The 13,919-nt window shown below is 74.0% G+C and carries 14 protein-coding genes; 8 read left to right on the top strand and 6 right to left on the bottom strand.

Going from position 1 to position 13,919, the window contains the following annotated elements; all coding sequences use genetic code 11:
- Positions 1 to 59 precede the first annotated feature (59 nt).
- The 6 genes from EAO76_RS35155 (at position 60) to EAO76_RS35130 (ending at position 7,077) form a co-directional block, all read left to right on the top strand.
- Positions 60 to 1,628, top strand: a complete 1,569-nt coding sequence (locus EAO76_RS35155) for an FGGY family carbohydrate kinase (RefSeq protein ID WP_148840126.1) — start codon at positions 60 to 62, stop codon at positions 1,626 to 1,628.
- 73 nt (positions 1,629 to 1,701) lie between these two features.
- Positions 1,702 to 3,375, top strand: coding sequence for a glycerol-3-phosphate dehydrogenase/oxidase (locus EAO76_RS35150; RefSeq protein ID WP_148840125.1), 1,674 nt, complete (start codon positions 1,702 to 1,704; stop codon positions 3,373 to 3,375).
- Positions 3,372 to 4,925 (top strand): FAD-binding oxidoreductase, encoded by a 1,554-nt coding sequence (locus tag EAO76_RS35145; RefSeq protein ID WP_148840124.1) that lies wholly within the window; start codon positions 3,372 to 3,374, stop codon positions 4,923 to 4,925. The genes EAO76_RS35150 and EAO76_RS35145 overlap by 4 nt, the downstream gene beginning before the upstream one ends.
- A 44-nt stretch (positions 4,926 to 4,969) precedes the next feature.
- Positions 4,970 to 5,632 carry a glycerol-3-phosphate responsive antiterminator gene (locus EAO76_RS35140; RefSeq protein WP_148840123.1) on the top strand — a complete coding sequence of 221 codons (663 nt, stop codon included), beginning with the start codon at positions 4,970 to 4,972 and terminating at the stop codon, positions 5,630 to 5,632.
- Positions 5,633 to 5,638: 6 nt separating this feature from the next.
- On the top strand, positions 5,639 to 5,941 hold the full coding sequence (locus EAO76_RS35135; RefSeq protein ID WP_148840122.1) for a putative quinol monooxygenase: 303 nt from the start codon (positions 5,639 to 5,641) through the stop codon (positions 5,939 to 5,941).
- Complete coding sequence (locus EAO76_RS35130) at positions 5,938 to 7,077, top strand: zinc-binding dehydrogenase (protein ID WP_148840121.1); 1,140 nt, start codon at positions 5,938 to 5,940, stop codon at positions 7,075 to 7,077. Before EAO76_RS35135 ends, EAO76_RS35130 begins: the two co-directional genes overlap by 4 nt.
- Before the next feature lie 78 nt (positions 7,078 to 7,155).
- Here the strand turns inward: EAO76_RS35130 and EAO76_RS35125 are convergent, their stop codons facing one another.
- Both EAO76_RS35125 and EAO76_RS35120 read right to left on the bottom strand, forming a co-directional pair.
- Positions 7,156 to 7,587: a nuclear transport factor 2 family protein gene (locus EAO76_RS35125; RefSeq protein ID WP_148840120.1), complete on the bottom strand. Its 432-nt coding sequence runs from the start codon at positions 7,585 to 7,587 to the stop codon at positions 7,156 to 7,158.
- Between the two features lie 104 nt (positions 7,588 to 7,691).
- Positions 7,692 to 8,270 carry a dihydrofolate reductase family protein gene (locus tag EAO76_RS35120; protein WP_148840119.1) on the bottom strand — a complete coding sequence of 193 codons (579 nt, stop codon included), beginning with the start codon at positions 8,268 to 8,270 and terminating at the stop codon, positions 7,692 to 7,694.
- A gap of 216 nt (positions 8,271 to 8,486) precedes the next feature.
- Here EAO76_RS35120 and EAO76_RS35115 point away from each other — a divergent pair, with 216 nt between their 5' ends.
- Complete coding sequence (locus tag EAO76_RS35115; protein ID WP_148840118.1) at positions 8,487 to 9,533, top strand: hypothetical protein; 1,047 nt, start codon at positions 8,487 to 8,489, stop codon at positions 9,531 to 9,533.
- Between the two features lie 178 nt (positions 9,534 to 9,711).
- Positions 9,712 to 10,989 (top strand): MFS transporter, encoded by a 1,278-nt coding sequence (locus tag EAO76_RS35110; RefSeq protein WP_148840117.1) that lies wholly within the window; start codon positions 9,712 to 9,714, stop codon positions 10,987 to 10,989.
- Here EAO76_RS35110 and EAO76_RS35105 read toward each other — a convergent pair.
- From EAO76_RS35105 to EAO76_RS35090, 4 genes are all read right to left on the bottom strand, one after another.
- Entirely contained in the window at positions 10,976 to 11,725 is a 750-nt protein-coding gene (locus EAO76_RS35105; protein WP_148840116.1) for an urease accessory protein UreD, read from the bottom strand. The genes EAO76_RS35110 and EAO76_RS35105 overlap by 14 nt on opposite strands.
- Positions 11,722 to 12,477 (bottom strand): urease accessory protein UreG, encoded by a 756-nt coding sequence (ureG, locus tag EAO76_RS35100; RefSeq protein ID WP_376036810.1) that lies wholly within the window; start codon positions 12,475 to 12,477, stop codon positions 11,722 to 11,724. The genes EAO76_RS35105 and ureG overlap by 4 nt, the downstream gene beginning before the upstream one ends.
- Positions 12,470 to 13,135 (bottom strand): urease accessory protein UreF, encoded by a 666-nt coding sequence (locus tag EAO76_RS35095; protein ID WP_148840486.1) that lies wholly within the window; start codon positions 13,133 to 13,135, stop codon positions 12,470 to 12,472. The genes ureG and EAO76_RS35095 overlap by 8 nt, the downstream gene beginning before the upstream one ends.
- On the bottom strand, positions 13,135 to 13,919 hold a 785-nt coding region (locus EAO76_RS35090), incomplete at its 5' end, for an urease subunit alpha (protein ID WP_148840485.1). The genes EAO76_RS35095 and EAO76_RS35090, both read right to left, overlap by 1 nt.

The raw sequence follows: 13,919 nt of genomic DNA, 5'->3' as shown, positions 1-13,919 counted from the left end.
CCTCCCCTCCGTACCCCTCCGCACGGCTCGCTCGCGATGCCCGCAACGAAAGGGCTGCCATGACGCAGACGTTCCCCGCCGCCCCACGGCGCGGTGTGCTGTCCATCGACGAGGGCACCACGGGCACCAGGGCCGGAGTCGTCCTCGACTCCGGGGCCGCCCACGAGGTGTTCTACCGGTCGATCAAGGTCGGTCACCCCGACGACCTCTCCGTCGAGCAGGACCCGATGGAGATCTGGACCGCCACCGTCGAGGTGGCGCGCCGGGCCGTCGGCCGGGCCCGTGCGGAGGGCATCGGGATCACCTCGGTGGCCCTCTCCACCCAGCGGGCCACCGCGATGCTGTGGGACCGGGTCACCGGCCGGCCGCTGCTGCCCGCGGTGGTGTGGCAGGACCGGCGCCACGCGGCCGAGCTGACCGCGTACGAATCCGAGTGGGACGCCGCCCTGCTGGCCCGCCAGGGCCGGCCGGTCGGCGCCCGCTCCCCCTTCCTCTGGGCCGCCCGGCAGATCGCCACGCACCCGGAGACGGCCGCCGCGCACCGCGAGGGCCGACTGCTCTTCGGCACCGTCGACACCTGGCTGATCTGGCGCCTCACCGGCGGCGCCGTGCACGCCACCACACCGACGAACGCCGCCTCCACCGGTGGTTACCTGCTGGAGCGGCACGCCTGGGACGAGGAGTGGATCGGCCACCTCGGCTTCCCCCTCGACCTGCTGCCGGAGCTCCGCTCCGACGACGCCGGATTCGGCACCACCGACCCGGCCGCCCTCGGCATCGCCGTCCCGCTGGCCGCCTCCATGGGCGACCAGCACGCCGCACTCGTCGCGCTCGGCGGTCTCGCCGCCGGGCAGGGCATGTGCGTGTACGGGACCGGCGCCTTCGTCGACGCGGCGACCGGCACCACGCCCGCCCTGCCCCGGCCGGACATCTCCGGGGTGCTCGCCCAGCCCGGCCGGCGGCAGGGCGACACCAGCCACTACAGCCTGGAGGCGTACACCTCCACGGCGGGTTCGGCGCTGCGCTGGCTCTGCGACGACCTGGGGCTGTTCGCCTCGCCGAAGGAGCTCGGTGAGGAGGCGGGCCGGGTCCCCACCCGGCCGGGCCGCACCCCGCGTTTCGTCCCGGCGCTCGCCGGGGTCCGTACGCCGGTCTGGCACCCGGAGGCCACCGCCTCCCTCACCGGGCTCACCCTCGCCACCACCCGCGCCGACCTCGCGCGCGCCGTCCTCGACGGGATCGCGCACTCGGTGTGCGACCTGATCGACGGCGTCGCCGACACCATGGGCACCCCGTTCACCCGGCTCCGGGTCGGCGGCGGCGTCTCCGGCAGCGACCCGCTCATGCGCATCCAGGCCGACCTGACCGGCCTGCCGCTGGAGCGGGTCGCCGACTCCGCGACCGCGAGCCTGCGCGGCACCGCCTATCTGGCCGGGGTCGCCCAGGGCCTGTGGTCCTCGCTCGAGGAGGTCGTCGAGGCGCAGCCCCGGGGCCGGATCTTCGAACCCTCGATCACCGCGGCCGAACGCGCCGACCAGCGACGCGCCTGGCGCGACGTGCTGATCGCCCACCTGGACGATCCCGCGCTGCTCCCGCTGAAGGCCCCCGAACCCCACACCCCTCGCTGACGGCCCCGGCCGTCGCCCCGGCGGCCGCACCCGACCACGCGGCCGCCGCACCGAAACACCAGGAGTTGATGTTGTGATCACCATGCCCGCCAGGAAACCGCGGCGCTCCGCCGCGGCGACCCGCCGTACGCCCCTGCTGCTCGACCGGGCGGCCCTCAAGCGCCGGCTGGCCGACGACACGTACGACGTGCTCGTCATCGGCGGCGGCATCACCGGGGCGTACGCCGTGCTCGACGCGGTCTCGCGCGGTCTGCGCGCGGCCCTGGTCGAGAAGGACGACTTCGCCTCCGGCACCTCGTCGAAGTCCTCGAAGATGGTGCACGGCGGTCTGCGCTACATCGAGCAGGGCAACGTCAACCTGGTCCGTCACTCGCTCCTGGAGCGCCACCGCTTCCGGAAGAACGCCCCGCACCTGGTGCACCGGCTGCCGTTCCTCTTCCCGATCCTGGAGAAGGAGGGGGTGTTCGACGCCCGGCTGGCCAAGGGCTTCGAGGGTCTGCTGTGGACGTACGACCTGGTCGGGGGGTGGCGGATCGGCAAGCTCCACCAGCGGCTCAGCGTGCCCGAGGTCCTCGCGCAGGCGCCGACGCTGCGCTCGGAGAACCTCAAGGGCGGGCTGATGTACTTCGACGCCCGCACCGACGACGCCCGGCTCGTCCTCACCATCGTCCGCACCGCCGCCGCGCTCGGCGCGACGGTCCTCAACGGGGCGAAGGCCGAGGGGCTGCTGACGCAGATGGGCAGGGTGTCCGGGGCCCGGGTCTCGGCGGACGGCGACAGCATCGACATCCGCGCCCGCGCCGTCGTCAACGCCACCGGGGTGTGGACCGACGAGCTGGACGCGAAGGCGGACGACGGGCACAGGCCGCAGGTGCGGCCCGCCAAGGGCGTCCACATCGTGGTGCCGTGGGACAAGGTGCGGATCAACTGCACGGTCACCGTGCCGATCCCCGGCCGGGCCCGCCGCGCGACCTGCACCCGCTGGGGCAACAGCGTCGTGCTGGGCACCACCGACGAGGACTACCAGGGTTCCCCCGACGACGTGCACTGCACCCGCGAGGAGATGGACTTCCTGCTGGAGGGCGCCAACACCGCCTTCGAGGGGAAGCTCACCCCGGACGACGTGGTCGGCTCGATCGGCGGCCTGCGCCCGCTGGTCGGCGGCAAGGAGGGCGCGACGCTCGACATGCGCCGCGACCACCACATCACCATCGGCCGCACCGGCATGGTGACGGTGACCGGCGGCAAGCTCACCACCAGCCGGCACATGGGCGAACTCGTCATCGACAAGGTGATGACCGTCCTCGGCCGCAAGGGCCGCAGCCGCACCACCGACCTCCCGCTGCTCGGCGGCGCCGGTTACGACTCCGAGGCCGTCGCCGCGTCCGGCGGCATCGCCGCGCACCTGGGCGAGCGCTTCGGCACCGAGGCCCGGTTCGTCGGCGACCTGATCCAGGACGACCCGGCGCTGGCCGAGCCGATCGTCGCGGGACTCCCGTACACGAAGGCGGAGGTCGTCTACGCGGCCCGCGCCGAACTGGCCCGCTCGGTCGACGACGTGCTCTCGCGCCGACTGCGCGCCCGGCTGTTCGCCCGGGACGCGTCCGCGGACGCCGCCGGGGCCGTCGGCGCCATCCTCGGCCGGGAACTGAACCTCACGGAGGCGGAGGTCGAGCGCTCGGTCGCCGAGTACCTCGCAGCCGTCCGTCACGAAAAGTCCGTACTCCTCGAAGGGGCAGCAGCATGATCAGCCGTCAGACCATCACCCATCCGTTCAACCGGGGCGACTACACCGTCGGCGCCCCCAGCTTCGCGAAGTGGGCGCGCAACACCCCGATCGGGGACGGCGGGGCCGCCCTCCAGGTGGACCCGGTCGAGGTTCCCGAGGCCGTGGTCGAGGCGCTGCGCGGGGCCGCGCACGCGGTGCACACCACGCGCGAGGAGGTCGTCACCCGGACCCGTGACTGGTGGGCCGGGTCGATGATCGGCGAGACCGAGGGCCGTCCCGCGACGCCGGACGCCGTGGTCGTCGAGGCGGCCGACGCCGACCAGGTCGCGGCCGTGCTGCGGATCTGCCACGAGGCGGGCGTCCCGGTCACCCCGTCCGCGGGCCGCTCCAACGTCACGGGCGCGGCGCTGCCGGTGTTCGGCGGTGTCGTCCTGGACGTCTGCGGGCTGAACACGATCACCGGCTTCGACGCCGAGTCGAACATCGTGGACGTCCAGGCCGGCATGTTCGGCGACCTCTTCGAGAAGCAGCTCCAGGAGGAGTACGGCGTCACCACCGGCCACTGGCCGTCCGCCTTCGCCGTCTCCACGGTCGGCGGCTGGATCGCCTGCCGCGGCGCCGGTCAGCTCTCCACCCGGTACGGCAAGATCGAGGACATGGTCGTCGGCGTGGACGTGGTGCACGCCGACGGCACCCGGGCCACGTACGGCGACTACGCCCGCGCCGCGGTCGGCCCGGACCTGCGCCAGCTGTTCGTCGGCTCCGAGGGCACCCTCGGCGTGATCGTGTCGGCCCGGCTGCGGGTCCACCCGCTGCCCGAGTACGCGAACGCCGTCGCGTACGGCTTCGAGACCTTCGCCCAGGGCCTGGACGCCTGCCGCCGGATCATGCAGCGCGGCGCCACCCCGGCCGTCCTGCGGCTGTACGACGCCCTGGAGTCGGGCACCCACTTCGGCCACCCGGAGACCAACCTCCTGCTCGTCGCGGACGAGGGCGACCCGGCGATCGTGGACGCCTCGATCCGGGTGGCGAAGGAGGTCTGCGCGAAGTACGGCCCCGAGCTGGACAGCAAGGCGGTCTTCGAGCGCTGGCTGGACGAGCGGATGCTGGTCGGCAAGTCCGCCGACGGCTTCAAGCCCGGTCCCGGCTTCGTCGCCGACACCCTGGAGATGGCCGCGTCCTGGACCGACCTCCCGGTGATCTACGACGAGGTGGTCGCCGCGATCCAGTCGGTGGACGGCACCCTGGCCGCCTCGGCCCACCAGTCCCACGCGTACACCGACGGCGCCTGCGTCTACTTCTCGCTGCGCGGCGACGTGGCTCCCGAGTCGCGCCGCGACTGGTACCGCTCGGTGTGGGACGCCGCCAACGCCGTACTGATCAAGCACGCGGCGGCGCTCAGCCACCACCACGGCTGCGGTCTGCTGCGCGGCCCCTACCTGGAGGAATCCCTCGGGGCGGGCTTCGCGACCTTCGTCGCGGTGAAGAAGGCCCTGGACCCGGCCGGCATCCTCAACCCTGGCAAACTGGGCCTTCCCAGCCGATTCGGTACGTCCCCGCTGCACTGATCACGGCGGCCACGAAACCCTCCTCCTCCAGGCAGGCCCTCGCCATGACCCCTTCCCCCTCCCGGTCCGGTTCCGCGCTCGACCCCCGGCTCGTCTCGGCGTTCGCCGAGGTGCCGGTCGTCGCGTCGGTCGTCGGCACCCAGCCGCTGCGGCAGTTCCTGACCGCACCGGCCAAGGTGTGCATCGTCGCCTCGCTCGCGGTGGGGCAGCTGCCCCAGGTCGTGCCGGCGCTGGGCCGGGCGGGGAAGACCGTGTTCGTGAACGTGGACAGCAGCCCCGGTCTGGCACAGGACCGGGGCGCGCTGGAGTTCATCAAGAACATGGGCGCGCACGGCGTGGTCAGCACCCGGCTGTCCCTCATAGAGAAGGGCCGCCCGCTCGGCCTGCTGACGATGATGAAGGTGTTCGTCACCGACCGGTCCAACCTGCGCCGTTCCACGGACGCGATCTCGCGCGGGGCGCCGGACCTGGTCGAGATCATGCCCGCTCCGATCATCGGCCGGATGAGCGCGCAGGCACAGCGCGCGATGTCCCCCTCGATCGCCGCGGGCTTCGTGGAGTCCCCCGCGGACGTCGCGCTGGCGCTGGCCCTCGGTTCGGCCGCCGCCGCCACGTCCGATCCCCGCCTCTGGCACCTGCGCCGGGACCAGCTGCCGCCGGTCCCGTCCGCCGCCCTGAAGAGGCCCGCCGCACCACCCCAGGAGTAAGTCCCCATGTCCTACGTCGTCGTCGCCCGCTACCGCACCAAGGAGGGCGAGGAGAACACCGTCCTGCCCCTGCTCGACGCGATGGCCGCCGCCTCCCGGCAGGAGCCGGGCAACCTCGCCTACCGGGTCCACCAGGGCACCGAGGACCCGCGGGCGGTCGTGCTGTACGAGGAGTACGCCTCCGAGGCCGACTTCACCGCGCACTGTGCCACCGAGCACTTCCGGGAGATCGTGCTCGGCCGGGTCGTCCCGCTGCTGGAGAGCCGTGACGTGCTGCGCTGCGCCCCGCGTGCGGAGGTGACGGCGTGAGGACCCGCGCGGTGGTGCTGCGCGGCGTGTCGACCGCCCGCCCCTACTCCGAGACCCGCCCGGTCGAGGTGGAGGAGCTGGAGCTGGGCGCCCCGCGCGAGGGCGAGGTGCTGGTCCGCGTCGCGGCCGCCTCGCTCTGCCACTCCGACCTCTCGGTGGTCAACGGCGACCGGGTCCGTCCGCTGCCGATGGCCCTGGGCCACGAGGCGGTGGGGGTCGTCGAGGACACCGGGCCGGGCGTCGGCCGGGTCTCCCCCGGTGACCACGTGGCCCTGGTCTTCGTGCCGAGCTGCGGTTCCTGCGCCGACTGCGCGGCGGGCCGGCCGGCGCTGTGCGCGCGGGCCGCCGCGGCGAACGGTTCGGGCGCGCTGCTGCACGGCCCGTCGCTGCTGACCGACGCGTCCGGCGAAACGGTCCACCACCAGCTGGGCGTCTCCGCGTTCTCCGAGCACGCGGTGCTGGCCCAGGAGTCGGTGGTGCCGATCCCGAAGGACGTCCCGTTCGCCGTGGCGTCGCTGTTCGGCTGCGCGGTGCTGACCGGTGCCGGGGCCGTGATCAACACGGCGGCGCTGCGGCCGGGGCAGTCGGCGGTGGTCTACGGCCTGGGCGGGGTGGGCCTGTCCGCGGTGCTGGGCGCCCGCGCGGCCGGCGCGTACCCGGTCGTCGCGATCGACCCGGTCCCGGAGAAGCGCGAACTGGCCCTCCGCCTGGGCGCGACCCACGCGTTCGCCCCCGACGACGCCGTGCGGCGGATCCGCGAACTCACCTCCGGCGGCGCCGAGGTGGCGATCGAGGCGGTGGGCAGCCCGAAGGTGATGGCCGAGTGCCTGACGGCCGTGGCCCGGGGCGGCAAGGTCGTCTCGGTGGGCCTGCCCGCCCCCGACCGGGTGCTGGAGGTACCGGCGCTGGCGTTCGCGGGCGAGGGCAAGTCCCTGCTGGGTTCGTACATGGGCGACGCGGTGCCGCGCCGTGACATACCGAGGTTCCTGGACCTGTGGCGGGCGGGCCTGATGCCGGTGGAGCTGATGCACACGGGCACACTGCCGCTGGCCGACATCAACACGGCGCTGGAGGAGCTGGCCTCGGGCCGGGCGATCCGTCAGGTCATCGACACCTCGGGCATGCTGGACGGCTGAGGCCGGAGCCGTGAACGGCCGGTGGCGCCCCCTCCGCAGGTCCGAGGGGGCGCCGCCGGTCTTTCAGCCGCCGGCCGTTCAGCCGCCGGCCTTCCCGGTCTCCGGCGCGGCCGCGGGCGTGAAGTGCAGGAAGATCCTGCGCCGGCTGATGCGCCATCCCCGCTCGCCGCGCACGATCACGTCCTCGTAGGTCACGCTTCCGCACTCACCGTCCGGGCCTGCGCCGATCCCCTTGGACCTCGCGTGGACCCGGCCGTCCCCGGCCTCGGTGAGCACGATGTTGGTGACGTGGTGGCCGACGGGCGCGCCCGGCTTGCCCGCCCGTGCCCGCGCCATGTCCCGGAAGGCCGCCAGTCCACGCACCTCCCCGTGCCCGAGGTTCGAGGTCTCGTAGACGACGTCGTCGGTGAACAGCTCGTCCAGCCGGTCCATTTCGTCGTTGTCGACCAAGTGCCCGTGCAGGGCGAGCAGTTCGGAGATGTCCAGACGGTCCTCGACACTGAGCGTCATCGCCGGTCCTTTCATGAGATCTCGCGATGTGCGGCAGTTATACGGGGAGGGCTCCCGTACGACCCGGCACAGCACCGGTCGCACACCGTCGTGGCCCGGGGAGTTCATTCCGCTGGAGCAACCTCGCGGCGCTCGTGACGAAGCAGCACGACCCCGTTGCCGAATGCCCTGGTCTCGACCAGACGGAGGCCGGTCCGGGCCGCCGATTCGGGGAACAGGGGCTTGCCCCGGCCGATGAGGACCGGATGGACGTAGACGCGGTACTCGTCGACCAGGTCGAGCCGCATGAAGGCCGCGCCGAGGTCGGCGCCTCCGAGGCACAGGTCCCCGCCGGGCTGCGCCTTCAGCGCCCTCATCTCCTCCGCGTCGACCTCCCGCCTGATCGTGGCGTTCCGGCCGACGTGTTCCAGGGTCCGGGAGAACACGATCTTGGGCTTCTCCCGCCAGATACCGGCGAACTCCACCGTGGTTTCGGTGGCGGAGGGATCGGAGTCGGCGGTCGGCCAGAAGTCCTCCATGAGCTGATAGGTCACCCGGCCTTCGAGGAAGCCGCCCATGGTCGCGAGCAGCTCGTTGAAGTGACGGTGCAGTTCGTCGTCGACCACGTGCCAGTCGATCTCGCGGTCCGGCCCCTCCATGAAGCCGTCGAGGGACATCGAGGCCATCAGGACGATCTTCCTCATACCGATCCTCTTTCTCCGGAGACGTCGCGCCGTGCCGCCGCGACACAACAGTTGACGCCCCGGCGGCATGCCCTGGCAACGAGTGACACGCCTCCCGGGCCCGGAACGGCGCGGGCCCGCGTACGGTGGCCCCGGAGCAGCGCCGCGCCGGTCCGGTCACCGGGCGGCCCGGGGGCTTCGGCCGGTGCGTCCCCACGGTTCGGAAAGAGGTTCGGCATGAGAGTCGGTACGGCCCGATCGGCCGCGGTCCAGTGGGTCGCCGAGCACGCCCGGCCCGATGCCGGCTTCCGGGGTGCCTGTTTCAGCGGCTCCACGGTGGGCCTGCCGGACGACGCCGAGCTGTCCCCGTTCTCGGACGTGGACGTGGTGGTCGTCACCGCCGCACCGGGCCCGCCCGCCGGGCCCGGAAAGTTCCGGTTCCGGGACGCGCTGCTGGAGGTCAGCCATCTGCCGTGGGACGAACTCGCCTCGGCGGACGCGGTGCTCTCCTCGTACCACCTGGCGGGGAGCTTCCGCCGGGACACGGTCATCGACGACCCGACGGGCCGGCTGCGCGAGCTGCGGGCGGACGTGTCGCGCCGGTTCGCCGAGCCGTCGTGGGTGCGCCGTCGGTGTCTGGACGCCGAGCACCGGATCGAGAGCCGGCTCGCCGCCCTCGACGCCTCCGCGCCGTTCCACGAACAGGTGACGTCCTGGCTGTTCCCCACCGGGGTGACCACCCACGTCCTGCTGGTCGCGGCGCTGCGCAACCCCACGGTCCGGCTGCGGTACCCGGCGGCCAGGGAGGTCCTCGACGCGTACGGGCAGGCGCACCTGTACCCGGAGCTGCTGGAGCTCCTGGGCTGTGCGCGGCTGTCGGCCCGCCGGACGGGTCATCATCTGGACGAGCTGGCCCGCACCTTCGACGCCGCCGCCGCGGTCGCCCGCACCCCGTTCTTCTTCAGCGGCGACATCACCGCCGGGGCGCGGCCGGTCGCCATCGACGGCAGTCGGCACCTCGTCGAGCGGGGCGACCACCGCGAAGCCGTGTTCTGGATCGTCGCGACCTTCGCGCGTTGCCACACCGTGCTGGCCGCGGACGCCCCCGAACTGCACCGTGCGCGTCTCCCGGCCTTCCGGGAGGCGGTCGCCGACCTCGGCATCGCCTCCACCGAGGACCTGCTCCGCCGGGGCGAGGAGGTCATCGCCTTCCTCCCCCGACTCCGGCGGACCGCCGAGCGGATCCTGGCGGCCGGTCCCGGCGGTGTCCCCCGGTCCGGTTGAGGTCCGGCTCCCCCTCCGGCCGGGCCTGTCGCGCTGCTACCTTGGTCGGCATGTTCCTCCCCCGTGCGTAGGACCCCGTGACCGCCCGCACCCCGTCGTCCCACCGGGTGCGGCACTTCGGTGTCCCCGCATGCCCGCAGCGCCGTGCGTCGCGCTGCCCTTCACGAGGAACGTCCTCATGCCTTCGTCTTCACCCGCGCCGTCGCGCGCGCCCTCGTACGCCGCCGTCCTGCGCACCCCGCACGCCGCCCGCGCCTTCGGTTCCGCCCTGCTGGGGCGGCTCTCGTACGGGATGGCGCCGCTCTCCCTGATGCTGGCGGTGAACGACGCCACCGGCTCGTACTCCGTCGCCGGTACCGTCATGGCCCTGTTCGGGGCCACCAGTGTCTTCCTCTCCCCCGCCCGTGCCGCGCTGATCGACCGGTACGGGCCGCGCCGGGCCCTGCCGCCGATGGCCGGGAGCTACGCGGTGCTGCTCGCCGTCCTGGCGTACGTCACTTGGCGGCCGGGCGCCCCGCCGGTCCTGCTGGGGGCGCTCGCCGTGACGGCGGGTGCCTGCACGCCGCCGCTGGGGCCGGTGATGCGGACCCTGTGGAGCCGCCTCGTCCCGGAGCGGGAGCTGCTGCGGCGGGCGTACAGCCTGGACGGTGTCGCCGAGGAACTGCTGTTCGTCACCGGGCCGTTGCTGGTGGGTGTGGTCATCGGTCTCACCGTTCCCGCGGCGGGCGTCGCGATCGGCTCGGCGCTCGTGCTGGTGGGCACCCTGGCCCTGGTGTCCTCGCCCGCGCTGCGCGGCGGGGGCGCGGCCCCGGCGGCGAAGGAGGCCGGGGCCGGGCCGGACGCCCCCCGCCGGCGGCGGCTGCTCGGTGTCGTCGGGGTGCGGCACGCCGCGCTGGTGGCGGCGGCCGTGGGGCTGTGCCTGGGCGGTCTGGATCTGCTGGTGGTGGCCTTCGCCGAGCAGCACGGCCGGGGCTCGGCCGCGGCGTGGGTGCTGGCCGCGCTCTCGGCGGGCAGCGCGGTCGGCGGGCTGGCCCACGGCGCCGTCCCCTGGCGTGCGTCGAACCGGGCGCGGCTGCCGTGGCCGGCCGTCGGCCTGGGGGTGGCGCTGGCCGTGGCCGGGCTGTCGCCCGATGTGTACGTGCTGGCCGGGGTGGTCGCGGTCGCCGGGGTGTTCGTCGCCCCGGCGCTGACGACCGCCTATCTCGTCGCGGACGAGTCCGTGGCGGAGGAGGTCCGCACCCGGGCGGGTGCGTGGGTCAACACGGCGGTCAACGCCGGGTCCTCGGTGGGCACCGCCGTCGTGGGGCTGCTGGTGGACCGGCTGTCGCCGGTCACCTGTTTCGCGGTCGCGGCGGTTCCCGCGCTGCTGTGCGCGGCGGTGGTGTTCCGTGCCCCGGTGGCACGGGGTCCGGTGGACCGTGACGGAGCGGCCCGGGGCGCGGTCAGCCGTCCGTGACCGGGAGGTCCGGCGCGCACCAGTCCGCCCAGACCGCGGCGAGTTCCGCCTCGACGGCCGGGGCCACCGTGTCCAGCAGCCGCACCTGTGCTCCCGGCCCCGCCAGTACCGTGCGGTACGGGTGGGGCCGGTCGCCCGGCACCGTGCCGAGGGCGGTGACCGAGCCGATGATCCGGTGGGGGCCCAGGATTCCGGGGAGTTCGCGCAGCTCCGGGTCGGTGAGGTCCAGGTCCTCGACCAGCAGCTCGTGACCGTCGTACGTGGCCCGGGTGGTCGCCCGCACGGCGCCGCCGCGCTCGCCGGAGCGGCCCAGGACCAGGGTCTCGCGCCACAGCATCCGGGCCCCGGCCGCCAGCGCGACCTCCATCGAGCGCTCGACCGCCGCTCCGGCCGAGATCACGAACGGCCGGGCGTCCCAGTGCAGTTCGCCGCCCTCCGCGACGTCGACGACGGCCCGCCACCTGGACGTGCCGCCGCGGTGGTCGTACGCGACCAGGCCGGACGGTTCGACCAGTTCGAGCCGGGCACCGGGGCCGACCGAGACGCGCAGCAGCAGGTCGTCACCGGCGAGCAGGCCCGCCCGGGTCCCGACCAGGGCGATCCGCAGCCGGTCGGGGGACGGCAGCAGGGGGCGGGGCGCGAGGAACGCCCCGGGGCGCAGTTCGCGGGCGAGGTGGCGGCCCGTGCCGTCGCGTTCGACGCGGACGACGGTGGGATCGGCCGGCTCCGTGGTCATGAGTGGCCGTGGCCGCGGGTGTCCCCGTCGCCGTGGCTGTGCGGTGCCATCGGGCCCGGGTCGGTGGGGACCAGGGTGCCGTCGCGGTGGCGTGCGAGCACCGACCGCACCCAGGCGGCGAGTTCGGCGACCGAGGCCGGGTCGTGCTTGGAGAGCGCGAGGACGGGCAGGCCGTCGCGCGCGTCCGACGCGTCGGCGACCATCGCGGCCACGTCGACCTCCACATGGGGTGCGAGGTCGGTCTTGTTGATGATCAGGAGGTCGGCCCCGGTGATGCCGGGGCCGCCCTTGCGGGCGACGTCGCCGCCGCCCGCGACGTCGATGCAGAAGAGCTGGGCGTCGGCGAGGGCCGGGCTGAAGGTGGCGGTGAGGTTGTCGCCGCCGCTCTCGACGAGCACCAGGTCGAGCGGCCCGTACGCCTCCTCCAGGTCCTCGACGGCGTCGAGGTTGGCGGTGATGTCGTCGCGGATCGCGGTGTGCGGGCAGGCGCCGGTCTCGACGGCGCGGATGCGTTCGGTGGGCAGGACGCCCGCCGAGCGGAGGAAGCGGGCGTCCTCGTCGGTGTAGATGTCGTTGGTGACGACGGCCATGGCGAGTTCGCCGGCCAGTTCGCGGCACAGGGTGGCGAGGATCGAGCTCTTGCCGGTGCCGACCGGGCCCGCGACGCCGAGGCGCAGGGCGCGCGGCCGGTGCCCGTGCGGGTGGGCCGGGGTGCGGGTGTGGGTGTGCTGGTCGTGGTGCTGGTCAGGCAAGGAAGAGTCTCCGTTCTCGTCGTGCGTGTTCGAGTGCCCACTGTTCGGTGAGCGGGGGCGTACGGGCCGGCAGTCCGGCCGGGGTCCGTACCGCGAGGGCCTCGGCGACCGCGGCGGTGGTGTGCGGTTCGGCGTCGAGGACCCAGGCGACCGTGTCGAGCGGGTCGCCGGGCAGGAGCTTGAGCGCCGCGGAGGTGATGGTCTGGAGTTCGTCGTGGACGACGGCGTGCGCCAGTTCCTCCGGGGTCACCTTCATGACCGCCCCGAGGGCGCCGAGCGCGACCGGCCGCAGCGGGCGGGGCCGGAGCGCGGCCAGGGCGGTGACCGCGGGGTGGTCCGGGGCCAGCCGCCGGGCCAGCCGGTGCACCCCGCGGCCGAGCGTCGCCGACGCCTCGCGCAGGGGTGCGGCGGGAGTCCGGGCCGCGAGGGCGTGCTGGACGGGGCCGTAGTCCACCGGGTCCCGCCCCGCGGCCCGCAGGGCGAGCACGGCGGCGGCGGCCTCGGTGACGGCCGCGGTGTGCAGCCGGGCCCGCAGCAGGGCGGGGATGTCGTCGCGGGTGAGTCCGGCCGCGACGGCCGGTTCGAGTCCCGCGCTGTAGGTGTACGCGCCGACCGGGAGCCGTCCGTCGCCGAGCAGGAGGAGTGCCGGGTTCGCCATCAGAACATGGAGTACCGCTGGGCCAGCGGCAGTTCGGTGGCGGGGGCGGGCTCGACGAGCTCTCCGTCGATCCGGATGGCGAAGGTCTCCGGGTCGACGTCGATGTCCGGGAGCGCCGTGTTGTTCGGCAGGTCCGCCTTGGTGAGGTGGCGGGTGGGTTTCACGGCCACCAGCTCCCGTACGATCCCGAGCCGTTCGGCCAGTCCGTCGGCCAGGGCGGCCGGGGCGACGAAACCGACCGAGAGGTGCGGGGCGGCGTCGGCGGCCGCGGTGGGGCGCAGCAGGACGGGCTGGGTGGTGGGGATCGCGGCGTTGGCGTCGCCGAGCGGGGCGTACACCACCATGCCGCCCTTGACGACGGCGGCGGGGCGGATGCCGAAGAAGGCGGGGTCCCACAGCACCAGGTCGGCCAGTTTGCCCGGTTCGACGGAGCCGACGACGTGGTCGATGCCGTGGGCGACGGCGGGGCAGATCGTGTACTTGGCGACGTAGCGGCGGGCGCGTTCGTTGTCGGCGGGCAGTTGGCTGCCGCGGTCGCCGAAGCGCTGCTTCATGGTGTGGGCGACCTGCCAGGTGCGGCAGACCACCTCGCCGATGCGGCCCATGGCCTGGGCGTCGGAGGAGGTGATGGAGAGGGCGCCGATGTCGTGCAGGACGTCCTCGGCGGCGATGGTGGTGGCGCGGATGCGGGACTCGGCGAAGGCGAGGTCCTCGGGGACGCGCGGGTTGAGGTGGTGGCAGACCATCAGCATGTCGAGGTGTTCGGCGACGGTGTTGACGGTGT

The organism is Streptomyces sp. sk2.1 (genome assembly GCF_008120935.1).
GTDB lineage: Bacteria > Actinomycetota > Actinomycetes > Streptomycetales > Streptomycetaceae > Streptomyces.
This window is presented reverse-complemented; position numbering and strand designations above follow the sequence as displayed.